This window comes from Bartonella australis AUST/NH1, assembly GCF_000341355.1.
Classification (GTDB): Bacteria; Pseudomonadota; Alphaproteobacteria; order Rhizobiales; family Rhizobiaceae; genus Bartonella; species Bartonella australis.
Map to the genome: position 1 here is coordinate 937,532 of NC_020300.1, position 19,989 is coordinate 957,520.

At 41.1% G+C, this 19,989-nt stretch carries 14 protein-coding genes and 1 pseudogene; 6 read left to right on the forward strand and 9 right to left on the reverse strand.

The window, feature by feature from the left end; all coding sequences use genetic code 11:
* Positions 1 to 124 precede the first annotated feature (124 nt).
* Both BANH1_RS03960 and BANH1_RS03965 read left to right on the forward strand, forming a co-directional pair.
* Positions 125 to 1,339: an NADP-dependent isocitrate dehydrogenase gene (locus tag BANH1_RS03960; protein ID WP_015398128.1), complete on the forward strand. Its 1,215-nt coding sequence runs from the start codon at positions 125 to 127 to the stop codon at positions 1,337 to 1,339.
* A 111-nt stretch (positions 1,340 to 1,450) separates the two neighbouring features.
* Entirely contained in the window at positions 1,451 to 2,866 is a 1,416-nt protein-coding gene (locus BANH1_RS03965) for an MFS transporter (protein WP_015398129.1), read from the forward strand.
* Between the two features lie 285 nt (positions 2,867 to 3,151).
* Here the strand turns inward: BANH1_RS03965 and BANH1_RS07315 are convergent.
* The 7 genes and pseudogenes from BANH1_RS07315 to ssb all read right to left on the reverse strand — a co-directional run.
* Positions 3,152 to 3,371, reverse strand: a pseudogene (locus tag BANH1_RS07315) (MFS transporter); the annotation flags it as partial.
* Positions 3,372 to 3,831: 460 nt separating this feature from the next.
* Positions 3,832 to 4,950, reverse strand: a complete 1,119-nt coding sequence (gene tgt, locus BANH1_RS03970; RefSeq protein WP_041583241.1) for a tRNA guanosine(34) transglycosylase Tgt — start codon at positions 4,948 to 4,950, stop codon at positions 3,832 to 3,834.
* A gap of 853 nt (positions 4,951 to 5,803) precedes the next feature.
* Complete coding sequence (locus BANH1_RS03975; protein ID WP_015398131.1) at positions 5,804 to 6,316, reverse strand: peptidylprolyl isomerase; 513 nt, start codon at positions 6,314 to 6,316, stop codon at positions 5,804 to 5,806.
* 18 nt (positions 6,317 to 6,334) lie between these two features.
* Positions 6,335 to 6,910, reverse strand: a complete 576-nt coding sequence (locus tag BANH1_RS03980; RefSeq protein WP_015398132.1) for a peptidylprolyl isomerase — start codon at positions 6,908 to 6,910, stop codon at positions 6,335 to 6,337.
* Positions 6,900 to 7,418 carry a pantetheine-phosphate adenylyltransferase gene (gene coaD, locus BANH1_RS03985; protein ID WP_187287505.1) on the reverse strand — a complete coding sequence of 173 codons (519 nt, stop codon included), beginning with the start codon at positions 7,416 to 7,418 and terminating at the stop codon, positions 6,900 to 6,902. The genes BANH1_RS03980 and coaD overlap by 11 nt, the downstream gene beginning before the upstream one ends.
* A gap of 24 nt (positions 7,419 to 7,442) precedes the next feature.
* Positions 7,443 to 10,223, reverse strand: coding sequence for a DNA gyrase subunit A (gene gyrA, locus BANH1_RS03990; RefSeq protein ID WP_015398134.1), 2,781 nt, complete (start codon positions 10,221 to 10,223; stop codon positions 7,443 to 7,445).
* 466 nt (positions 10,224 to 10,689) lie between these two features.
* Complete coding sequence (gene ssb / locus BANH1_RS03995; RefSeq protein ID WP_015398135.1) at positions 10,690 to 11,223, reverse strand: single-stranded DNA-binding protein; 534 nt, start codon at positions 11,221 to 11,223, stop codon at positions 10,690 to 10,692.
* 224 nt (positions 11,224 to 11,447) lie between these two features.
* Between ssb and uvrA the strand changes: the two genes are divergently transcribed.
* The 3 genes from uvrA to glnA all read left to right on the forward strand — a co-directional run bounded on the left by uvrA (position 11,448) and on the right by glnA (position 16,435).
* Positions 11,448 to 14,357, forward strand: coding sequence for an excinuclease ABC subunit UvrA (uvrA, locus tag BANH1_RS04000; RefSeq protein WP_015398136.1), 2,910 nt, complete (start codon positions 11,448 to 11,450; stop codon positions 14,355 to 14,357).
* 252 nt (positions 14,358 to 14,609) lie between these two features.
* A complete protein-coding gene (locus BANH1_RS04005; protein WP_015398137.1) occupies positions 14,610 to 14,969 on the forward strand; it encodes a P-II family nitrogen regulator in 360 nt (119 codons plus the stop codon).
* Between the two features lie 56 nt (positions 14,970 to 15,025).
* Positions 15,026 to 16,435: a type I glutamate--ammonia ligase gene (gene glnA, locus BANH1_RS04010; RefSeq protein WP_015398138.1), complete on the forward strand. Its 1,410-nt coding sequence runs from the start codon at positions 15,026 to 15,028 to the stop codon at positions 16,433 to 16,435.
* A gap of 619 nt (positions 16,436 to 17,054) precedes the next feature.
* Here the strand turns inward: glnA and BANH1_RS04015 are convergent.
* Together BANH1_RS04015 and BANH1_RS04020 are read right to left on the reverse strand one after the other, a co-directional pair.
* The gene (locus tag BANH1_RS04015) at positions 17,055 to 17,837 is read right to left on the reverse strand and encodes an ATP12 family chaperone protein (protein ID WP_015398139.1); all 783 of its coding nucleotides are present in this window, start codon (positions 17,835 to 17,837) and stop codon (positions 17,055 to 17,057) included.
* 603 nt (positions 17,838 to 18,440) lie between these two features.
* Positions 18,441 to 19,424: an RluA family pseudouridine synthase gene (locus BANH1_RS04020; protein ID WP_015398140.1), complete on the reverse strand. Its 984-nt coding sequence runs from the start codon at positions 19,422 to 19,424 to the stop codon at positions 18,441 to 18,443.
* 407 nt (positions 19,425 to 19,831) lie between these two features.
* On the opposite strand from BANH1_RS04020, the gene BANH1_RS07460 reads away from it, so the two are divergent.
* Positions 19,832 to 19,984: a hypothetical protein gene (locus BANH1_RS07460; RefSeq protein WP_210160693.1), complete on the forward strand. Its 153-nt coding sequence runs from the start codon at positions 19,832 to 19,834 to the stop codon at positions 19,982 to 19,984.
* The last annotated feature ends 5 nt before the right edge of the window (positions 19,985 to 19,989 follow it).

Sequence of the window (19,989 nt, forward strand, 5' to 3'; positions counted from 1 at the left end):
TTTGTATACCGATTCATTATCTTTTGTAAAATTGAATATCTCTTATTACCTTTGTTTCCGCTTTTCATTATAGACCTGAAAGTGTTATGAGATGCAATATCACTTAAATAAAAAGGGAATCCTAATGGCAAAGATCAAAGTGGCAAATCCTGTTGTTGAACTCGACGGCGATGAAATGACTCGCGTTATCTGGAAATATATTAAAGAAAAACTAATCTATCCTTACCTCGATATTGATCTTAAATATTACGATCTTTCTATAGAAAACCGCGATGCAACTAATGATCAAATAACGATTGATTCCGCTCACGCTATTAAAGAATATGGCGTCGGCATAAAATGTGCAACTATTACTCCTGATGAATCACGGGTTAAAGAATTTAGCTTAAAAAAAATGTGGAAGTCACCAAATGGTACAATCCGCAATATTTTAGGAGGGGTGATTTTTCGTGAACCCATTATCTGCAAAAATGTTCCGCGCCTCGTTCCTAACTGGACCAAGCCAATTATTGTTGGACGCCACGCGTTCGGTGATCAGTATAAGGCGACCGATTTTAAATTTCCTGGAAAAGGAAAACTGAGCATTAAGTTTGTTGGCAGTGACGGCCAAATTATCGAGCATGACGTTTTTGATGCTCCAAGCGCAGGGGTTGCTATGGCTATGTATAATCTCGATGAATCAATTCGTGATTTCGCTCGTGCATCTTTTAATTACGGTCTGCAGCGGGGTGTTCCAGTTTATCTTTCAACAAAAAATACCATTTTGAAGATGTATGATGGCCGTTTTAAAGACATTTTTCAGGAAACATTTGATGCGGAATTTAAAGCTGAATTTGAAAGCCGTAAATTACATTACGAGCACCGCCTAATTGACGATATGGTTGCCTCTGCGCTTAAATGGTCAGGTGGCTACGTTTGGGCGTGTAAAAACTATGATGGGGATGTTCAATCAGATATCGTGGCCCAAGGCTTTGGTTCCCTTGGTCTTATGACTTCCGTCCTTATGACACCAGACGGCGAAATAGTTGAGGCTGAGGCCGCGCACGGTACAGTAACACGCCATTACCGCCAACATCAAAAAAATGAAGAAACGTCAACGAATTCTATTGCCTCTATTTTTGCGTGGACGCGTGGATTAATGCATCGCGCTAAGCTTGATAACAATGAGGAATTAAAAAACTTTGCTACTACATTGGAAGAAGTCTGTATTCATACTGTTGAAAAAGGATTTATGACTAAAGACCTCGCACTTTTGATAGGACCTGAGCAAAAATGGCTTTCCACAACAGGATTTCTTGATAAAATTGATGAAAATTTAAAAGAAACAATGGTCGATTGACATAATTTAGCCTTAAAGCTCTACGAGAAGGAAGCTTCGATTCTTAGAAAAATCGAACAATCTGCCCTCCAAAGGGAGGGGCGTGATTCTTTGACAAATAATAGGGAAATAGTGAAAAAACAAAGCTGGTCTGCGCTTTTATCTGGCAAAAACGGTGTTCATACTCTGGTTTTCGCAGGTGGTTCTGTTTTATATGCTGTTGACATTTACGTTACGATTACGGCCTTGCCCTCCCTTATTAATGATATTGGGAGCGGGGGTTATTCTTGGGCGATGAGTATTTTCACCATGGCTTCGCTTATTGGTACCTTGCTTTCAACAAGAATATTAGGAAAAATAGGTCTTTGCAAAACTTATATTTTTTCTGCATTAATTTTTGCGGTCGGTGCTTTTATGTGCAGCATTGCCCCGACTATGCTCTTATTTTTGATAGGGAGGTTCATTCAAGGCTTTGCTGGCGGCTCTCTGCTGTCCTTGCCTTATTCTATGGTGCGTATTGTTTTCGATCCGTCTTTATGGTCACGTGCATTGAGTATTATCTCTGGTATGTGGGGAATATCGACTTTATTAGGGCCAGCTATTGGCGGCCTCTCTATACAGTACGGTACGTGGAGAGCATCTTTTTGGACAGTCGGCATTTTAGCAATAATTTTTCTATTTACGGCCCTTAAAATTTTGCCAAAAGATAGAAAAGAGATCTGTGTCTCATCCCCTCCTCTTCCTCTCTTACAACTTTTCGTACTTGTCTTATCAATTTTTATTATTTCTACCGGAAGCGCCGTGGATACTACAATTGCAAAAATCTGCGGATTAGTCACCGGAGTCGGTCTTCTCTTTGTTTTAGCAAAAATTGAGTCATCTACGCATCGTCCTATGCTGCCACACAAGACCTTCTCTTTCTCCTCCAAATTTCTCCCTATTTATTCATTGATGTTTATCATGTGTGCAATAGCATGTGGTGTAGAACTTTATTTTCCACTTTTTCTTCAGGAACTTTATAAAAAAGACCCACTCACTGCTGGTTATATAGCAGCATTATTGAGTCTTGGTTGGACATGCGGTTCTTTATTAAGTGCTAGCGCACCCTCAAAAAAAATTCACAAAATTATTGTATATTCTCCTATATCAAACCTTTTAAGTATAAGCGTTCTTTTATGGCTTATCCCGACAGAAGCTTCCGCGCCTGGACGTATCTTTATCATTTGCCTAGCATTGTTTTCCACCGGAATTAGCTTCGGTGTAGCGTGGCCGCATCTATTAGCACTAATATTGCAATGCGCTAGCCATCAAGATGCTCTGCGCGCTGGCGAATCTCTCACCTCTGTACAGCTATTCTCTACAGCTTTCGGTGCGGCATTAGCGGAAAAAATTACTAATCTTGCTAGCCTATTTAGCTCTGGAGAAGGAGTAAAGCTAATCTTCGAAGCAAAAATTCTTCTCGCGGTGTTCATTGGCCTTTTACTCTGTGTTTGTATCCCATTCTCTCTGCGAATTTCTAATAACACGCTAAAAAATAAAACGGAATAATAAAGAAACACTCGGGAAGAATAAAAAAGCTCTCAGTAACCCTAAAAAATTTTAAACATACTTCACTAAATAATAAACTCTAACAAAGGGCGTATAATTATCTAAGTGCTCTTCGAATTAGAAAAACAATGGATAGATATCAGAACGTTTTTTGAAGCTCATCGGTACGTGGAAATAAATAAAAAGCACTAAACTAAGCAAATAATTTTTTTCATAACCAGCCTGAAATACATAAAACGCAACTGCTTAAAAATAATCATAGCGTAACGAAAAACTGACTTTTCCTTAAAAGTCACTCATAAATGAGAAAGGTGCCGAGCGCTTTTTTCCATGCGCTACGAAAATAAAAATCAACAGCCACCTAAAGCCAAAATGCCTCCAAGTATAGCGGTATATTCATAACTGTAACCTATTTTAAAACCCATGCCCCAGATTCTGCACCAAATGCATTAGCGATATTAAAAGCAGATTGCACCAAAGCTCCCGCTAAAGCTCGTGCATGCATTTTGGCCTACCTTCAGAAGACAAAAATAATACATCCTCCAGGTGTTAGCGTCAATTTTCTTAAAAAAATACGATATCACGCACCTTATCTCTGTAATCTCTTATAAAAAACACAAATAGGCCTATAAAAGCGCAATGTTTATATTTTTTTAAGAAATCGCTAACCCGTCATTAATATTGTTGATCTAGACAATAGGCAGAAACGGAAAACAAACTGTTTTTCTTCGGGTCAGGTAGTGCGTACCGAAGCAATGATCTCTGCCGAATATTGGGTATTATAGAGAGAACATGTACTCATAAGACTGCGCATCTATTTTTCAGGATAGCGCAGTTTTATGCTTTATAGGAAGGCCATTTTGGCCGTGTATATTATCGGTAAAAATCTTTTCTACGAGGGAACAATTTATCAGCGTGCTTAAACAAATTCAAAAAAAGAAGATGCACACTATTTTGCTAATTTTTCATCGTCCTTGCGCCCACAAAGCGCTTGTTTCAGCACAAAAATCAGCATAGCATTCCGCTTCGATAGAAGCCCGAATACCTTGCATAAGCTGTTGATAATAAAAAAGATTATTCCACGTTAGTAACATACCCCCAAGAGATTCTCCGGACTTAATTAAGTGGTGTAAATAAGCGCAACTGTAATCACGAGCAGCGGGACAAAGCGATTGTAGATCGAGAGGAAGTGGATCTTCTGCATAACGAGCATTACGCAAATTAATCCTGCCGAAGCGAGTGAAAGCTAAACCATGACGACCCGCACGAGTTGGCATAACACAATCAAACATATCAATACCCCGGGCGACACTTTTCAAAATATCATCCGGCGTTCCCACCCCCATGAGATAACGCGGTTTATCCTCTGGCAAAATCGAACAAACAACATCTAATACATTTATCATAATATTTTGAGGTTCACCAACCGCAAGCCCTCCAATCGCGTAGCCTTTCAAATCCATCTCTTTCAGTGCTTGAGCAGAGCGTTCGCGCAACTTCATATTATCACCGCCTTGCACAATACCGAACATAGCTTTATTTGGTTGATCACCAAAAGCCGTTTTACAACGCTGCGCCCAAGATAGCGAGAGTTCCATAGCCATTTCCATTTCTCTCTCGCTTGCCGGTAACGCAATACATTGATCAAGCTGCATTTGAATATCAGAATCAAGGAGCCCTTGGATTTCGATGGAACGCTCCGGACTCATTTCGTAATACGCTCCATTAATATAAGAGCGAAAAATTACGCTTTTCTCCGTAATTTTACAAATTCCTGCGAGCGACATAACCTGAAACCCTCCAGAATCTGTCAAAATAGGTCCAGGCCAGCGGATAAACTCATGTAGCCCTCCCAAACGCGCTACACGCTCAGCTCCTGGGCGCAACATTAAATGATATGTATTGCCCAAAATTATATCTGCCCCAAGAGTACTCAACTGATCCATATACATGGCCTTAACAGTTCCCGCGGTCCCAACCGGCATAAATGCTGGTGTGCGAATACACCCACGCGCTGTTATAATTTCGCCCCGGCGTGCGCACCCATCTTGAGAGATTTTGTTATAATGAAATGTTTTTATCATCATTCTTATCTTTTTAATTTTATCAACTCATACCGTCATAAAAATAAAAAATACTTTTTCAAACTACATTATAGACGCTTCCAAGATTCTCTATACGCTGAAGGTCTGCACACAGAAAATTTGAGAAAAATAAGTGAAAATAGTAATTTGGCCTAATACCCCCCACAATAAATAGCCGTACTCACCCATTACAACCTAAATACCCGTAAAACTATTGCTTTAGCGGGAACGATGTTTGTTCTTACAGATTTTTGCTACTATATTGATATTTTTATAGTTTGAGCGTTTATATGGCCAATTTCTGAGCACCTTTTACAACCACACGCGTTCCCCACTTTTATAGATATAAAAACTTTTTACGTCTATAAGTAACGTAACAAAATACCGCTTTGTGCATGATTTTTTAAACCATCTAGAGATCTTTGACAAAATATGAACAGCGTTAACGCTGTTGCTGCCTTTTCTTCGCTGCTAGAACTGACAGAGTGACCTTTTTATCTTAACATCCCATCATCAAATGTGCTCCATCACAACATATAAAAAGCAAAATATAGTCAAAAGTCAGCTCCCGCAGTGCTATCAGCACATAATAAGGTCCGCAGAAACTGCATCAAACAACTTAATATGTAGTATTAGCGCCCCCGCATCGGAACTTACCAGAAAATTAAGAGACGCAAAATCCCGCGCTCTTTTTTAATAAACCTAAAGCGAAGAGCCCACTCACACAGATAGTCAATTTTAAGGTAATTGATTGTCCTAAAAAACGCGAAATAAAAATCCTATTTACTCGAAATGTATGGCCCACACCTGCCCCAAAGAACCTTATAAAAGGCAATTATTGTACAACGCATAATTATTCTATATTCGCGGCGATTGTAGCTTTAATAATGACGTCAGGATTCACTACAGGTTCGCCACGCTTGATCTTATCGACATTTTCCATACCTTCAATAACCTGCCCCCACACGGAATATTGACGATCAAGCCAAGGAGCGTCCGCGAGGCAAATAAAAAATTGCGAATTAGCAGAATTTGGATTCTGACTACGTGCCATAGAAACTATACCGCGTTTATGAGAAAAATTGGAAAACTCTGCTTTCAAATCAGGTTTATCCGAGCCGCCCATACCTACACGCGACGAATTAAATTTTTCGCTGTCTTTTTTTCCAAATTGCACATCGCCGGTCTGTGCCATAAAACCATCGATAACGCGGTGAAAAACAACATTATCGTAAGCACCTTCGTCAGCGAGTTCTTTAATACGCATAACATGACAAGGAGCCAAGTCAGCAAAAAGCTCAATAACTATTTTGCCTTTTGTTGTTTCAAGAATGAGAGTGTTCTCTGGATCTCTGACCTCAGCCATGTAGATTACTCCTTTAAATTATTTATCAATTTTCAAATAGGCAGCATCGATAACATCAGGATCTGGTACAGATCCATTATTATCCACAGTGCCTTTTTTAATTTTATCAACAACCTCTATTCCCTCAATAACTTCCCCGACAACAGTGTACTGACTATTTAAAAAAGGAGAGTCACTGAAACAAATAAAGAATTGAGAATTTGCCGAATTAGGGTCCTGTGAACGTGCCATGCCAACTGTGCCACGTTTAAATGGCTGCGCCGAAAACTCTGCTGGCAGATTAGGATAATTTGAACCACCTGCGCCAACACGTTTAAGATCAAAATCAACGCTGCCCTTTTTCCCAAACTTTACATCACCAGTTTGTGCCATAAAACCGGGAATGACACGATGAAACACAACATTATTATAAGCTCCTTCTTCCGTTAATTTCTTGATTTGATCAACATGTTTTGGCGCGAGATCAGGACGAAGGCGAATAATGACGTTACCGTTTTTGAGGGATAAAACGAGGATATTACGGTCATCTGCTACTGCGTTAGACGAAAAAAAGCAAAAAACATATACTAAAATGGCAAAGACTTTAGGATACATCATCATTCTCTTTCGAAGATTTGCATTTTAAGAGCAAAGCTTGCGCGACATTTTGGGGGACAAAAGGTGCAACATCCCCCCCCATAGCAGAAATCTGCCGCACTAACGTAGAGGTAATCGTACGGCCGAAAACACTAGCTGGTAAAAAGACAGTTTGCAATTCGGGAGCCATGATCCCATTCATTCCTGCCATCTGCATCTCGTAATCAAGGTCAGTGCCATCGCGCAAACCGCGAATGAGGAAAGAAGCACCAATCTCACGTGCTTTATCTATTAAAAGATTATCAAATGAAATAACCCGCAACCGTTTAGAATCTACATTTAATAAATCCTTCCCCACTTGTGCGATTAAATCAGCACGTTCTTCAAAGCTAAAGAGTGGCTGTTTTTTAGGCTGTATGCCTATCGCCACCACGACTTCATCAGCTAACGCCAAACTGCCTCGCAAAACATCAAGGTGACCATTTGTAATAGGATCAAAGGAACCCGCATAAAGAGCAATTGTCATCATTCTACCCCGACAGTTTCAGAGTCATTTCTCTTCTTTAACGCTAACCGCCTCAAAATGCTCTTCGCTTTCACCGTCTAATTGGCCGGCGTGATCTTCAGGATCGGAAATACGCTCTACCGATACAACTTTTTCACCTTTCGCTGTATTGAAAATTTTTACCCCTTTAGTTGAACGACCGGCTATACGGATACCATCAACGGGAACGCGAATAAGCTGCCCCCCATCAGAAACCAACATAATCTGATCTTTTTCCTCTACCGGAAAAGCAGCTACTAATTTGCCAATTTCAGCTCTCTTGGACGGATCAGTTGCACGAATTCCTTTCCCGCCACGGCCCGAAATACGGAATTCATAGGAAGAAGATCTTTTTCCGTAACCAAGCTCGCTAATTATCAAAAGCGTCTGCTCGTGAGCACTAAGTTCTGCGTAACGTTCATCACTTAATTCCGTTTCAGTTCCCTCTCCATTTTCATCAGCGACCGCAATATCTTCGGTATCAGCACCAGCTGCCCGCCGCTCCTGGAGCACCCGTTTAATGTAAGCGGAACGCTCAGCTGATGTCGCCTCAGTATGCTCTAAAATCGTCATTGAAATGACCTTATCGCCGTCAACGACGTTAATACCGCGCACCCCTATAGAATTACGTCCCGCGAATACGCGAACATCAGTTACAGGAAAACGGATACACTGCCCGTTAGCTGTTGTCAGAACGACGTCATCAAGCTCCGTGCAGGTTTCTACAGAAAGGATTTCATCTCCTTCTTCATCAAATTTCATCGCAATTTTACCATTACGATTAACTTGAACAAAGTCTGATAATTTATTCCTACGCACAGTCCCACGCGTTGTCGCAAACACAACATCCAGTGCGCTCCAGCTTGCCTCATCCTCCGGAAGAGGCATGATCGTTGTTATACGCTCATCTTTCTGTAAGGGTAACATATTAATTAAGGCTCGCCCGCGCGATTGCGGTGTACCAACAGGCAAACGCCAAACTTTTTCTTTATAAACAATCCCGCGCGACGAAAAGAAAAGAACCGGTGTATGTGTATTAACTACAAATAAACGGGTTACAAAATCCTCCTCCTTTGTAGTCATGCCAGAACGCCCCTTACCTCCGCGACGCTGAGCGCGATACGTATTTAAAGGTACTCGTTTAATATAACCACTATGACTAACCGTTACCACCATATCCTCTGGCACGATTAAATCTTCATTATCCATATCGGCGCTACCAAAGCCAAATACAGTACGCCGAGGAGTTGTAAATGTTTCGCGAAGAGCAGTCAATTCGTCTTTAACAATGTTCATAATCCGTGAACGCGACGCTAAAATAAGAAGATAATCAGCGATATCTACCCCAATTTTATTCAATTCATCCGCGACTTCATCACGCCCAAGTGCCGTCAACCTCTGTAAACGCAGTTCCAAAATAGCCCGCGCCTGCTCCTCAGATAAATTATATGTATTATCCTCGTGAATAATGTGCCGAGGATCATCAATAAGTTTAATTAAAGGCGCCACATCAGCAGCTAACCAACGCCGCTCCATTAACTGTATACGAGCTGTTTGCGGATCAGACGCTTTACGAATTAACGCTATAATTTCATCGATATTAGCGACGGCAATAGCAAGACCGACTAAAATATGCGCACGTTCGCGAGCCTTACGCAAAAGATATTTAGTCCGCCGGCTCACCACTTCTTCTCGAAAAGCGACAAACGCGCGAAGCATATCGAGCAAAGTCATTTGCTCAGGCTTTCCTCCATTTAACGCAACCATGTTACAACCGAAAGAAGTTTGCAGCGGCGTGTAACGATAAAGTTGATTCAAAACAATATCGGCAACAGCTTCTCTCTTAAGTTCAATAACCACCCTGTACCCGTCACGATCAGACTCGTCGCGTAAATCAGAAATCCCCTCAATACGCTTATCTCGCACTAATTCAGCTATTTTTTCAATCATCGTTGCTTTATTAACTTGATAAGGTATTTCGCTTACGATAATTGCCTGCCGACCACTGCGAATTTCTTCAATATCGACCTTAGCGCGCATAATAATCGAACCGCGCCCTGTTTCATAAGCCGACCGAATACCCGAACGACCGAGAATAATAGCACCTGTCGGAAAATCAGGCCCTGGAATAATCTCAATCATTTCGTCGAGTGTTATATCAGGGTTATCAATCAAAGCGATACACCCATTAACAACTTCGTCAAGATTGTGTGGGGGAATATTAGTCGCCATCCCCACAGCAATCCCGCCTGACCCGTTTACTAAAAGATTGGGAAAACGTGCTGGCAAAACCACGGGTTCATGTTCACGCCTATCGTAATTATCTTGGAAGTCGACAGTATCTTTACCGATATCAGTCAAGAGTTCTTCCGAAATTTTTTCTAAACGGCATTCAGTATAGCGCATAGCTGCGGGAGGATCACCATCAACAGAACCAAAATTTCCCTGTCCATCAATCAATGGATTCCGCAGAGAAAAATCCTGCGCCATGCGCACTAATGCATCATAAATTGAAGCGTCACCATGGGGGTGAAATTTCCCCATTACTTCACCAACGACACCTGCTGACTTGCGATAAGACTTGCTGAAAGAAAGCCCCATTTCATTCATCGCATAAAGAATACGCCGGTGAACAGGCTTAAGACCATCACGCACATCGGGCAGTGCGCGCGACACAATCACACTCATCGCATAATCGAGATAAGAGCGTTGCATCTCCTCTATAATACTGATCGGCTCAACACCAGTCAGCGCATCACGTTCTGATAGCGAAGTAAGGTCGGTCACAATTTTAATGCTTTCAAATTAAAGAATCACTCCACTCTTTTATACCGAAAAATACACCAAAATGCCAATTTCATTCCTGTTCCAAAGAAGAAATTTAACAATAATTTTCAATATGTTATTCACCAGTATTAAAAATAGTGGATAAAATGATCAGAATTTTCTCCCCTGAACCTTAAAAACATGAAATAAATAATTACAGAAACGCGCGCACACGAGCCAGCCTCGGTGCCGCTTTGAGCAATTATCTTAAACGGAAAATTATAACACCCTTGAGAGAAAAGCTATAGCCTCCGTTACAGCAGGTATTATTTTCAATTTTACCACAATTTCACGATACTGCCCTATCTTATCGGAGAATACCTCTATCCTCACAGAGCCTCCAACGCGTTACTTTTCATTTTCTGACCTTTAGCCGAAAACACCCCCCCGCGCTTCTTCTCTTAAATAATAATACCACCTCAAATCATCAAAAAGGTACATCATCATCTAATTGACGAGAAAATCCCCCTTCTGGCTGAGTACCGCCTTGACCAAAACCGCCCCTCTGATCAGAATCACCGCTCCCAAAATTACCGCCACTGTAACCAGAGTTACCGTAGCCGCTGCCTGATTGATTAGCATCTTGCACATGTTCCCCGCTACTTGCTCCGCGATTATCAAGCATCTGCAATTCACCGCGGTACTTCTGCAAAACGACCTCTGTTGTATAACGATCATTACCGTTTTGATCTTGCCACTTGCGTGTCTGCAACTGACCCTCAATATAAACTTTGCCACCTTTTCTTAAATATTGTTCCACAACCTTGATAAGATTTTCATTAAAAATGACAACGCTGTGCCATTCGGTGCGCTCTTTGCGCTCATTCGTGTTACGATCACGCCAACTTTCTGAAGTGGCAATGCGTAAATTTGCCACTTGATCACCGGAATTTAGGCGGCGAATTTCAGGATCCGCGCCAAGATTACCAATTAAAATAACTTTATTAAGGCTACCAGCCATCACATAAACTCCAGAATTTTAAACCGCCCCATTATAACAAAAGATGATAACAACGCATAGTTTATTCGATTACTTTAAAATAAAAATACCACTATCTCTACCATTTCTCCCACAAAATCTACGTTTTTTATCTCATAAGGATAATAGAATAGATTGTAATTTCAAAAAAATGGCCTTATCTGACGTTTAGCGTTCGATTTTGTCTGCATATGTCAAGGATGAACATGCCTCATCAAAAATATATCTCTATTCGCGGCGCGCGTGAACACAACCTCAAAAATATTGATCTTAATCTCCCTCGTGAAAAACTAATTGTTATAACAGGGCCTTCTGGTTCAGGGAAATCATCCTTAGCTTTTGACACAATTTACGCCGAGGGGCAACGTCGTTACGTTGAAAGCCTTTCCGCCTACGCACGCCAATTTTTGGAAATGATGCAAAAACCAAATGTTGATCAAATAGACGGGCTCTCCCCCACAATCGCTATTGAGCAAAAAACTACTACCCGTAACCCCCGCTCAACAGTTGGTACCGTAACTGAAATTTACGATTATATGCGCCTCCTTTTTGCTCGTGTTGGCGTTCCCTATTCGCCTGTTACAGGCCTTCCTATCGGGAGTCAGACGGTTAGCCAAATGGTTGATCAAATTATGGTCCTACCAGAAGGGACGCGGATCTTTATTATGGCGCCTCTAGTACAAGGGCGGAAAGGCGAATACAAAAGAGAATTGATGGAACTTTTAAAAAAAGGATTTCAGCGTGTCAAAGTTGATGGAAAATTCTACGAAATCCCTGATGTTCCTCCCCTTGATAAAAAATATAAACACGACATAGATGTAGTAGTCGACCGCATTATTGTGCATAATGACATCGCCTCCCGCTTAACCGACAGCATAGAAACCTGCCTGAAATTAGCAGATGGGATCGCAATTGCTGAAATGACGGATCAGCCTTTAACAAAAAAAGGAACCGCTAAAGAACCCGCTAATAAATCAAAAAATGAAACTCATAAAAGATTTATTTTTTCGGAAAAATTTGCCTGTCCCGTGTCGGGATTCTCCATTCCTGAAATCGAACCACGCCTTTTTTCATTCAATAACCCCTTCGGCGCTTGTCCTATTTGCGATGGTCTTGGTACCCAAAAGACAATTGATCCTGCAAGAATCGTTCCGAATGAAAATCTTACTTTGAAAGCCGGAGCAATTGCTCCTTGGTCTAAATCATCTTCACTCTACTATAAGCAAATTTTAGAGGGATTAGGAGAAGCTTACGGGTTTAAACTCACAGATAAATGGTGTGCACTTTCAGATGAAGCACAACGTGCTATTTTATACGGCTCACAAACAAAAGAAATCACCTTTGCTTATAAAGACGGCGCGCGCTCTTATACGGCGACTAAATGCTTTGAGGGTATTATCCCAAACATGAAGCGGCGATGGAAAGAAACCGATTCTGCGTGGTCCCGTGAAGAAATTGAGCGTTACATGTCTTCTTCGCCTTGTCCAGCTTGTAATGGTTACCGCCTAAAACCAGAAGCACTAGCTGTCAAAATCCACGGAATGCATATTGGACAAATATCGGAACTTTCTATTTTAAAAGCAGATGACTGGTTTGCTAATATCCATCAATATCTTGATGAAAAACAACGTAATATTGCAACGCGTATTTTAAAAGAAATCCGCGAACGTTTGGCATTTTTAAATCACGTGGGGCTCGAATATCTGACTTTATCCCGAACTTCAGGGACACTTTCAGGCGGAGAAAGTCAGCGTATTCGACTAGCATCCCAGATTGGCTCAGGTCTTATAGGTGTCCTTTATGTTTTGGACGAGCCATCTATCGGTTTACACCAGCGCGATAATGAACGACTTTTAGAAACGCTGCGCCATCTACGTGACCTTGGAAACACAGTCATAGTTGTTGAGCATGATGAAGATGCCATTCTTGCTGCAGACTATATCGTCGATATTGGCCCTGCCGCAGGCGTTCATGGTGGAGAAATCATAGCCCAAGGCACACCGCAAGAAATCATCGATGATCCATCTTCCCTTACCGGCCAATATCTCTCAGGCAAAATGGCTATCCCTATTCCTATTCAGCGACGCAAAATATCAAAATCGCTTAAAGTGATTGGTGCTCGAGGCAACAACCTTAAAAATATTAGTGCCAACATTCCTCTTGGAACCTTTACTTGCATAACGGGTATTTCAGGAGGAGGGAAATCAACATTTCTCATTGAGACCCTCTTTAAAGCTGCGTCGCGACATATTATGGGAAGCCATCAAAATCCAGCAAGCTATGATAAAATAGAAGGGCTAGAATTTCTTGATAAAGTAATTGATATTAATCAGTCACCTATCGGGCGAACTCCACGTTCTAATCCAGCGACCTATACCGGAGCTTTTACTCCGATCCGCGATTGGTTTGCTGAGCTTCCAGAATCAAAAGCCCGCGGTTATCAAGCAGGGCGTTTTTCATTCAATGTTAAAGGAGGACGTTGCGAAGCCTGCCAAGGTGACGGCGTTATCAAAATTGAAATGCACTTTCTACCTGATGTCTACGTTACTTGCGATGTGTGCCAAGGAAAGCGTTATAATCGGGAAACACTAGAGGTGAAATTTAAAGGAAAATCCATCGCAGATGTCCTCGATATGACTGTCGAAAAAGCCGAGAAATTTTTCCAAGCTGTTCCTGCTATCCATAACAAAATGAAAACCCTCGTCGCAGTCGGGCTTGGTTATATTAAAGTTGGACAACAAGCTACGACGTTGTCCGGTGGAGAAGCGCAGCGTGTAAAGCTCGCCAAAGAACTTTCACGCAAAGCAACAGGCCACACGCTTTATATTTTAGACGAACCGACAACTGGCTTACATTTTCACGATATTTCTAAACTTCTTGAAGTATTGCACGAACTCGTTGAGCAGGGTAATACTGTTGTGGTCATCGAACATAACCTCGAAGTCATTAAAACAGCCGACTGGATTATTGATTTAGGACCAGAAGGCGGAGACGGCGGTGGCGAAATTGTTGCTTCCGGGCGTCCTGAAGATATTATTAATGTCTCCGATTCTTATACCGGAAAATTTCTGAAAAAATTCCTGTTGCGCCAACCTCTGTATAACTCAGACTCTTAAGAAAATTATTGAACAATACAGTGGCAGACAAAGACGGGGTTGTGCCCTTATCTAAGCTATTTTTTCCTGTACGCGCTCCCCGGTTTTTGCGTCCCGTAAAAGGACAGAACTTTACTCCATGTTTACGATAAAATCTTACCAACAAAAAACACACAATCACATTATTTCTGATTTTTCCACGCAAAAAGTATTCATTGGTAAGCCCCGTAATTACAAAGTAATATATAACGGCTTAACTTTGAAGAGAAGATAATGTGGGATATAATTTTAAATAAAAAAATTGAAGCTATCATAAAACTTTTTGAACTTGACAAAGTGAAAGAAGCTCTTCAAAGAGTTGGTTTGCAGGGTAGCACTATGATAGAAGTAAAAAGCTTTGGCCTCCAACGAAGATGTATAAAACTCTATCACCGGGGAGTTAAATACATCGTCTATTTTCTGCCTAAAGTAAAAATTGAAATCACCATTCTTAATAAAACTCTAGAGAAAATTACTGAAGCAATATACAAAGCAATTCAAGCAAGGCATATTGGAGGCGGAAATATATTCGTCTCATCCATCAACGGTGCCACCTATATCTGTAACAGCGAGTCTAGCATTAATGCTCTCTAAAGATTTATGACATTTTCACCTTTTTATTCTCCCTCAGCCCAATAAGGAAATTAAATATGAAAACTGTATCAGATATCCTCAAGCAGATCGCCGATAATGATATACACTTTCTCGACTTGCGCTTCACTGATCCACGAGGTAAATTACACCATGTTACAATGGATGTTGCTGAGGTTAACGAGGACCTATTCACCGATGGTGTTATGTTCGACGGTTCTTCGATTGCCGGCTGGAAGACGATTAATGAATCCGACATGGTATTAATACCAGATCCCCAAACTGCCCACCTGGACCCTTTTTTTGCTCAGTCTACTTTGGTCATACTTTGTGATGTTTTCGAGCCTATTTCTCGAGAATTTTATAGCAGAGACCCCCGTTCTATTGCCAAAAAAGCTGAAGCTTATATGAAATTTTTAAACATCGGTGACACAGTTAATATAGGACCAGAAGCGGAATTTTTTATCTTTGATGATGTACGCTATAAAACTGATCCCTACAATACAGGCTTTAAACTTGATTCAAGTGAACTCCCATCGAATGACGACACTGAATATGAAGTAGGCAATCTCGGCCACCGCCCACGTGTAAAAGGCGGTTATCTTCCTGTTCCTCCTATCGATTCTTGCCAAGATATGCGTTCTGAAATGCTTACTGCACTGACAGATATGGGTGTACGCGTAGAAAAACACCATCATGAAGTAGCTGCGGCCCAGCATGAATTGGGCATCCGATTTGACACTCTGGTTCGTGAAGCTGATAAAATGCAAATTTTTAAGTATGTTGTGCATCAGATCGCAAATAGCTACGGGAAAACAGCCACTTTCATGCCGAAACCGATTTTCGGTGATAACGGCTCAGGTATGCACATTCACATATCGATCTGGAAAGATGGAAAGCCGGTCTTCGCGGGAAATAAATATGCTGGTTTATCAGAAACTTGCTTGTTCTTTATCGGCGGCATCATTAAACACGCGAAAGCCATAAACGCCTTTACAAACCCGTCCACAAATTCCTATAAGCGCTTAGTTCCTGGTTATGAAGCCCCTGTCCTTCTCGCATATTCTGCACGTAATCGTTCCGCAGCTTGCCGTATCCCATTTGGATCCCAGCCAAATTCAAAACGCGTAGAAGTTCGTTTTCCAGACCCAACCGCGAACCCATATCTGGCATTTGCAGCAATTTTAATGGCTGGTCTTGATGGCATCAAAAACAAAATTCAACCCGGGCAAGCTATGGATAAAAATCTTTATGAACTGCCTCCAAAAGAGCTCAAGGACATCCCTACAGTTTCAAGAAGTCTACGTGAAGCACTTGAAGCTCTCGATAAAGATCGCGATTTCCTTAAAGCTGGAAATGTTTTTGATGACCAACAGATTAATTCTTATATTCAATTGAAAATGCAAGAAGTTACGCGCTACGAGGCAACTCCACATCCTGTCGAATTTGATATGTACTACTCTGTTTAAAAAACAAACAATTTCATCCAATCCGGGAATGGAAGTCAAAAGCTTTCATTTCTGGGGAGTGTTTTTTTCATTTATGAATGATGACTTACCTGTTGCCTTTAATATAATAAATTGGGCTACTTGAGCCCGTTATTAAACTTTCTAAGATGCAAATCCAGCAACTTTCTTCTGTTTTTTATTCTCCCCTCATTGTACGAACGACCCAAAATTGAATAAAGAACAACGAAAATTCATAATTCTAAATAGCAAAATCCTTTGAAAAACCAGCGCTGACGCCACCTTAATTCAACCTCTTTCTGAATCATTTGATGATCACTCTATCCGAAAAGCTTAATAAATTCAGGATTTCGTTTAATTGTGAAAAAACCAACAGAACAGCTAATAAAAAATTATAAAAATCATTCAAACCCGAAGCTATGAAAGAAGATCTAGGATACTTTTTGTATGTTCTGGAATCTACCGATATAGAAAATAACGAAAAAAAGCCTACCAAAATTAGCTTCTCATTCAAAGATAATCAGCGACATTTTATTTTTATAATAAGAACGATTCAATCTTAAATACAATAAACGAAGAAGTATTTTCTGGATTTTTAAAACTAAAAACTAAAAAAACTTATCTATGAATAAGCAAAAATAACTTCTGCTGCTGCTTTAAATTCAGAATTCTTGTAAGCGCGGCGCGTCATCACTTCCTCATCAATGCCCCATTGTTCCATCGTCCAATCTTCATCTAAATGCGCAATAGCCCAAGCCTTATCCAAACTGATTTTCCTTTCGGCTACAGCGAGAGCAATGAGAGCGGAACCGGTCAAAGTGGTTATCGTATGAAGCGCAGCAAGTATATAAGGAGATTCTATCCGACGTAAATAATTGCTCACCGCTTGAAGAACTTCCCGCGGTTGTTCAATATACATAAGCCCCTCTGCCAAATTAAAACGCGCACCAAGTTTTTCCTCTATCCAATCAAGTAAAAAATCCCACTGCTCGCACTGTCGTTTCACTAGTTCTTTCGGTGTTTGTGCACGATATAGAATCATATCGCATGCAACAAAACGCAATAAGTCTTCGAAAATAGCTTGCATATCATCGGCTACCCCATCGATAACAGTGTTAACAAGGCGTGTAATCGGCATTTTTACTGGATCAATGACCTCTTCTTGTATATCAAACTCCTGCACCACCAATGCCGCAAGCGTTTCCTTAGGCACAAAGAGGCAGCGCCTCGCAGGCGTTTTTACTGGGCTTCCATCCAATAATATAAAATAGTTCCCTCTCTCATACCTTGCATCCACTTTTTTATAAAACCGTTTAGGCAACGACTGGCGTGAAAATTCTTGGGCTTTATGGATAAAATTATCTTTATCTGGTAACCCCTTAAAATCATCTAAAACTCCGCGCATATTGCTTTACTCCTGATCATTGCCGATAAATTGACCGCTTCCTACCGCTTAATCTACGTTATCTTACTGAAAAACGAATACCGCGCAATTATTCTGAAAAACACTAAACATCATTACGATAACTGGTTTATTCAGAGGTTATTTTTTCGCGATATAGCGTTTTATGTTTTCACTCCTATCTCTGTAAAATAATCCAAATGACTGTACGACAGCGGGCTTAAAAGATGCGCGATCTCCTAATTATCATAATGTGAAGCTAGTACAAAAGCCGGAAATAACAGCGCTATACTTCCCTTTACTATACTAAGAAAAATGTTTGTATCTTACGCTAAAGTTGCCAGGATCCTCTAATTTCTAAATGAAATGCCGCTTCAAACTTAAAGAAAATACCCATTTATGGATAAAATTGCTGCCTGCCTCGCACTACCAACGCGAACTCTATCCCGCAAACGGTATTTTTTTATCAAATAATGAGCACGACAACGTGCCAAGCCCCTTTTGCAACTTAAGCCTAGAGTCAAATAATCCAAATATTTTATAAAAGAGTAAAAAACGCCCGTGAATATTACCACAATCATATAAGCAAAAATCCAAGGTTTTCCTCTATTCTGTTTCGCCCTCTATTTGATTAAAAGCCAAGAGGTTAAAGCTTTGTACCATATGAGGTGGTAAAGGTGCAGTAATATCTAGCACTCCCCCTGAAGGGTGAGGTATCCTGATACGATGCGCGTGAAGGTGAAGACGATTTTGAATTCCTCCGGGTAACTCCCAATTACTATCGGAGAAAAAATACTTCGAATCCCCAATAATTGGATGTCCCATATAAGCAGCATGTACGCGCAGCTGGTGAGTTCTTCCAGTATGAGGCTCCATTTCAAGCCAAGAGAGCGCGCGTCCCCGTGTACCTAAGACACGATAATAAGAAATCGCATGGCTAGAATCCGGCTCTCCATGCCCGCAAATGCGCATTTTATCGCCCTGCGCGGTTGTTTCCTTTACCATCCACGTTGAAATTTTATCCTTTTTTTTTCTGGGGATCCCCCGTACCAACGCCCAATAAATCTTTTTGGTTTCCCTCGCTCTAAAAGCGGAAGTCAAAGCCTGTGCAGCTCCTCTTGACCGAGCAACGACCAGCACACCTGAAGTCTCACGATCAAGACGATGAACCAATCGCGGCCTTTCACCTTTTTTGTTGCGCCACACCCCCAGCATACCATCAACATGCTGTGTCAAACCAGAGCCACCTTGCACAGCTAAACCCGCAGGTTTATTAAAAACAAAAATCTTCGAATCTTCATAAAGGAGCATTTTTTTCAAAATTGCTCCATCATCTTGCCCATCAGTCATTTTACTCGTCGTAAAAAGAATTTTCTTTTCATCAACAGATAAAGGCGGTACGCGGATGGATTGCCCGGTTACGAGGCGTATGTCGGCTTTAACACGTCCACCGTCGACCCGCACTTGACCAGAACGCAGCAGCTTTTGCAGATACCCAAATCCAAGTTCTGGATAGTGCACTTTAAACCAGCGATCTAAACGCATCCCGCTTTCGTCTTCCCCGACCTTTTTTACTTTTACGCCTACCATGACTTTTCCCTCGCCGCACAATCCTCTTATCTACCGGCTTTCTTTTTTCCTTTATAAACGCAAAAAACTACACCCATAAAATTTGCTTTATCACGCTACATTACAATTAGTATCCAAAATTGCACTCCTCTATAATACAAATTTTATTAGCTCAAAAATTAGCTAATACACCAGCAACCCACAACCTCAATTTTGTATCTGCGTAGCTATTGGAGGTAAGCATCTTCGCCTTCATCTAAAATTCACGCTCTCATCCTTTTTTGTCCGAGTAGAGAAAAAAGCATCTCTTTTTATTTGTGCTGCTAATGTTGTGCCGGAAATCATCATGATTGCAAAACCCCTTTTGTTTGAGCCAGCCGGCTAACGCGGCTTTCGGTCATTACGCGGAGAAAGGAGATGATAAGTGATTGCGCGCGCTATTTCAGAAGGCGCCGCCCATTCTTATTTTAGAAGAAGCAACGAATACTATTGATATTGAAACAGAAGCCAAAATTAAAAACACCATCGATTACATAACCCAAAACTATACAGCTTTATTACAGCGTACCACCCCTGAATAATCCAC

Bases quoted from the DNA above. Each gene is read 5' to 3' on its own strand.
- BANH1_RS03960 (WP_015398128.1), top strand. From the start codon at position 125: ATGGCAAAGATCAAAGTGGCAAATCCTGTTGTTGAACTCGACGGCGAT.
- tgt (WP_041583241.1), bottom strand. From the start codon at position 4,950: ATGATAAAAACATTTCATTATAACAAAATCTCTCAAGATGGGTGCGCA.
- BANH1_RS03975 (WP_015398131.1), bottom strand. From the start codon at position 6,316: ATGGCTGAGGTCAGAGATCCAGAGAACACTCTCATTCTTGAAACAACA.
- BANH1_RS03980 (WP_015398132.1), bottom strand. From the start codon at position 6,910: ATGTATCCTAAAGTCTTTGCCATTTTAGTATATGTTTTTTGCTTTTTT.
- coaD (WP_187287505.1), bottom strand. From the start codon at position 7,418: ATGACAATTGCTCTTTATGCGGGTTCCTTTGATCCTATTACAAATGGT.
- ssb (WP_015398135.1), bottom strand. From the start codon at position 11,223: ATGGCTGGTAGCCTTAATAAAGTTATTTTAATTGGTAATCTTGGCGCG.
- uvrA (WP_015398136.1), top strand. From the start codon at position 11,448: ATGCCTCATCAAAAATATATCTCTATTCGCGGCGCGCGTGAACACAAC.
- BANH1_RS04005 (WP_015398137.1), top strand. From the start codon at position 14,610: ATGTGGGATATAATTTTAAATAAAAAAATTGAAGCTATCATAAAACTT.
- glnA (WP_015398138.1), top strand. From the start codon at position 15,026: ATGAAAACTGTATCAGATATCCTCAAGCAGATCGCCGATAATGATATA.
- BANH1_RS04015 (WP_015398139.1), bottom strand. From the start codon at position 17,837: ATGCGCGGAGTTTTAGATGATTTTAAGGGGTTACCAGATAAAGATAAT.
- BANH1_RS04020 (WP_015398140.1), bottom strand. From the start codon at position 19,424: ATGGTAGGCGTAAAAGTAAAAAAGGTCGGGGAAGACGAAAGCGGGATG.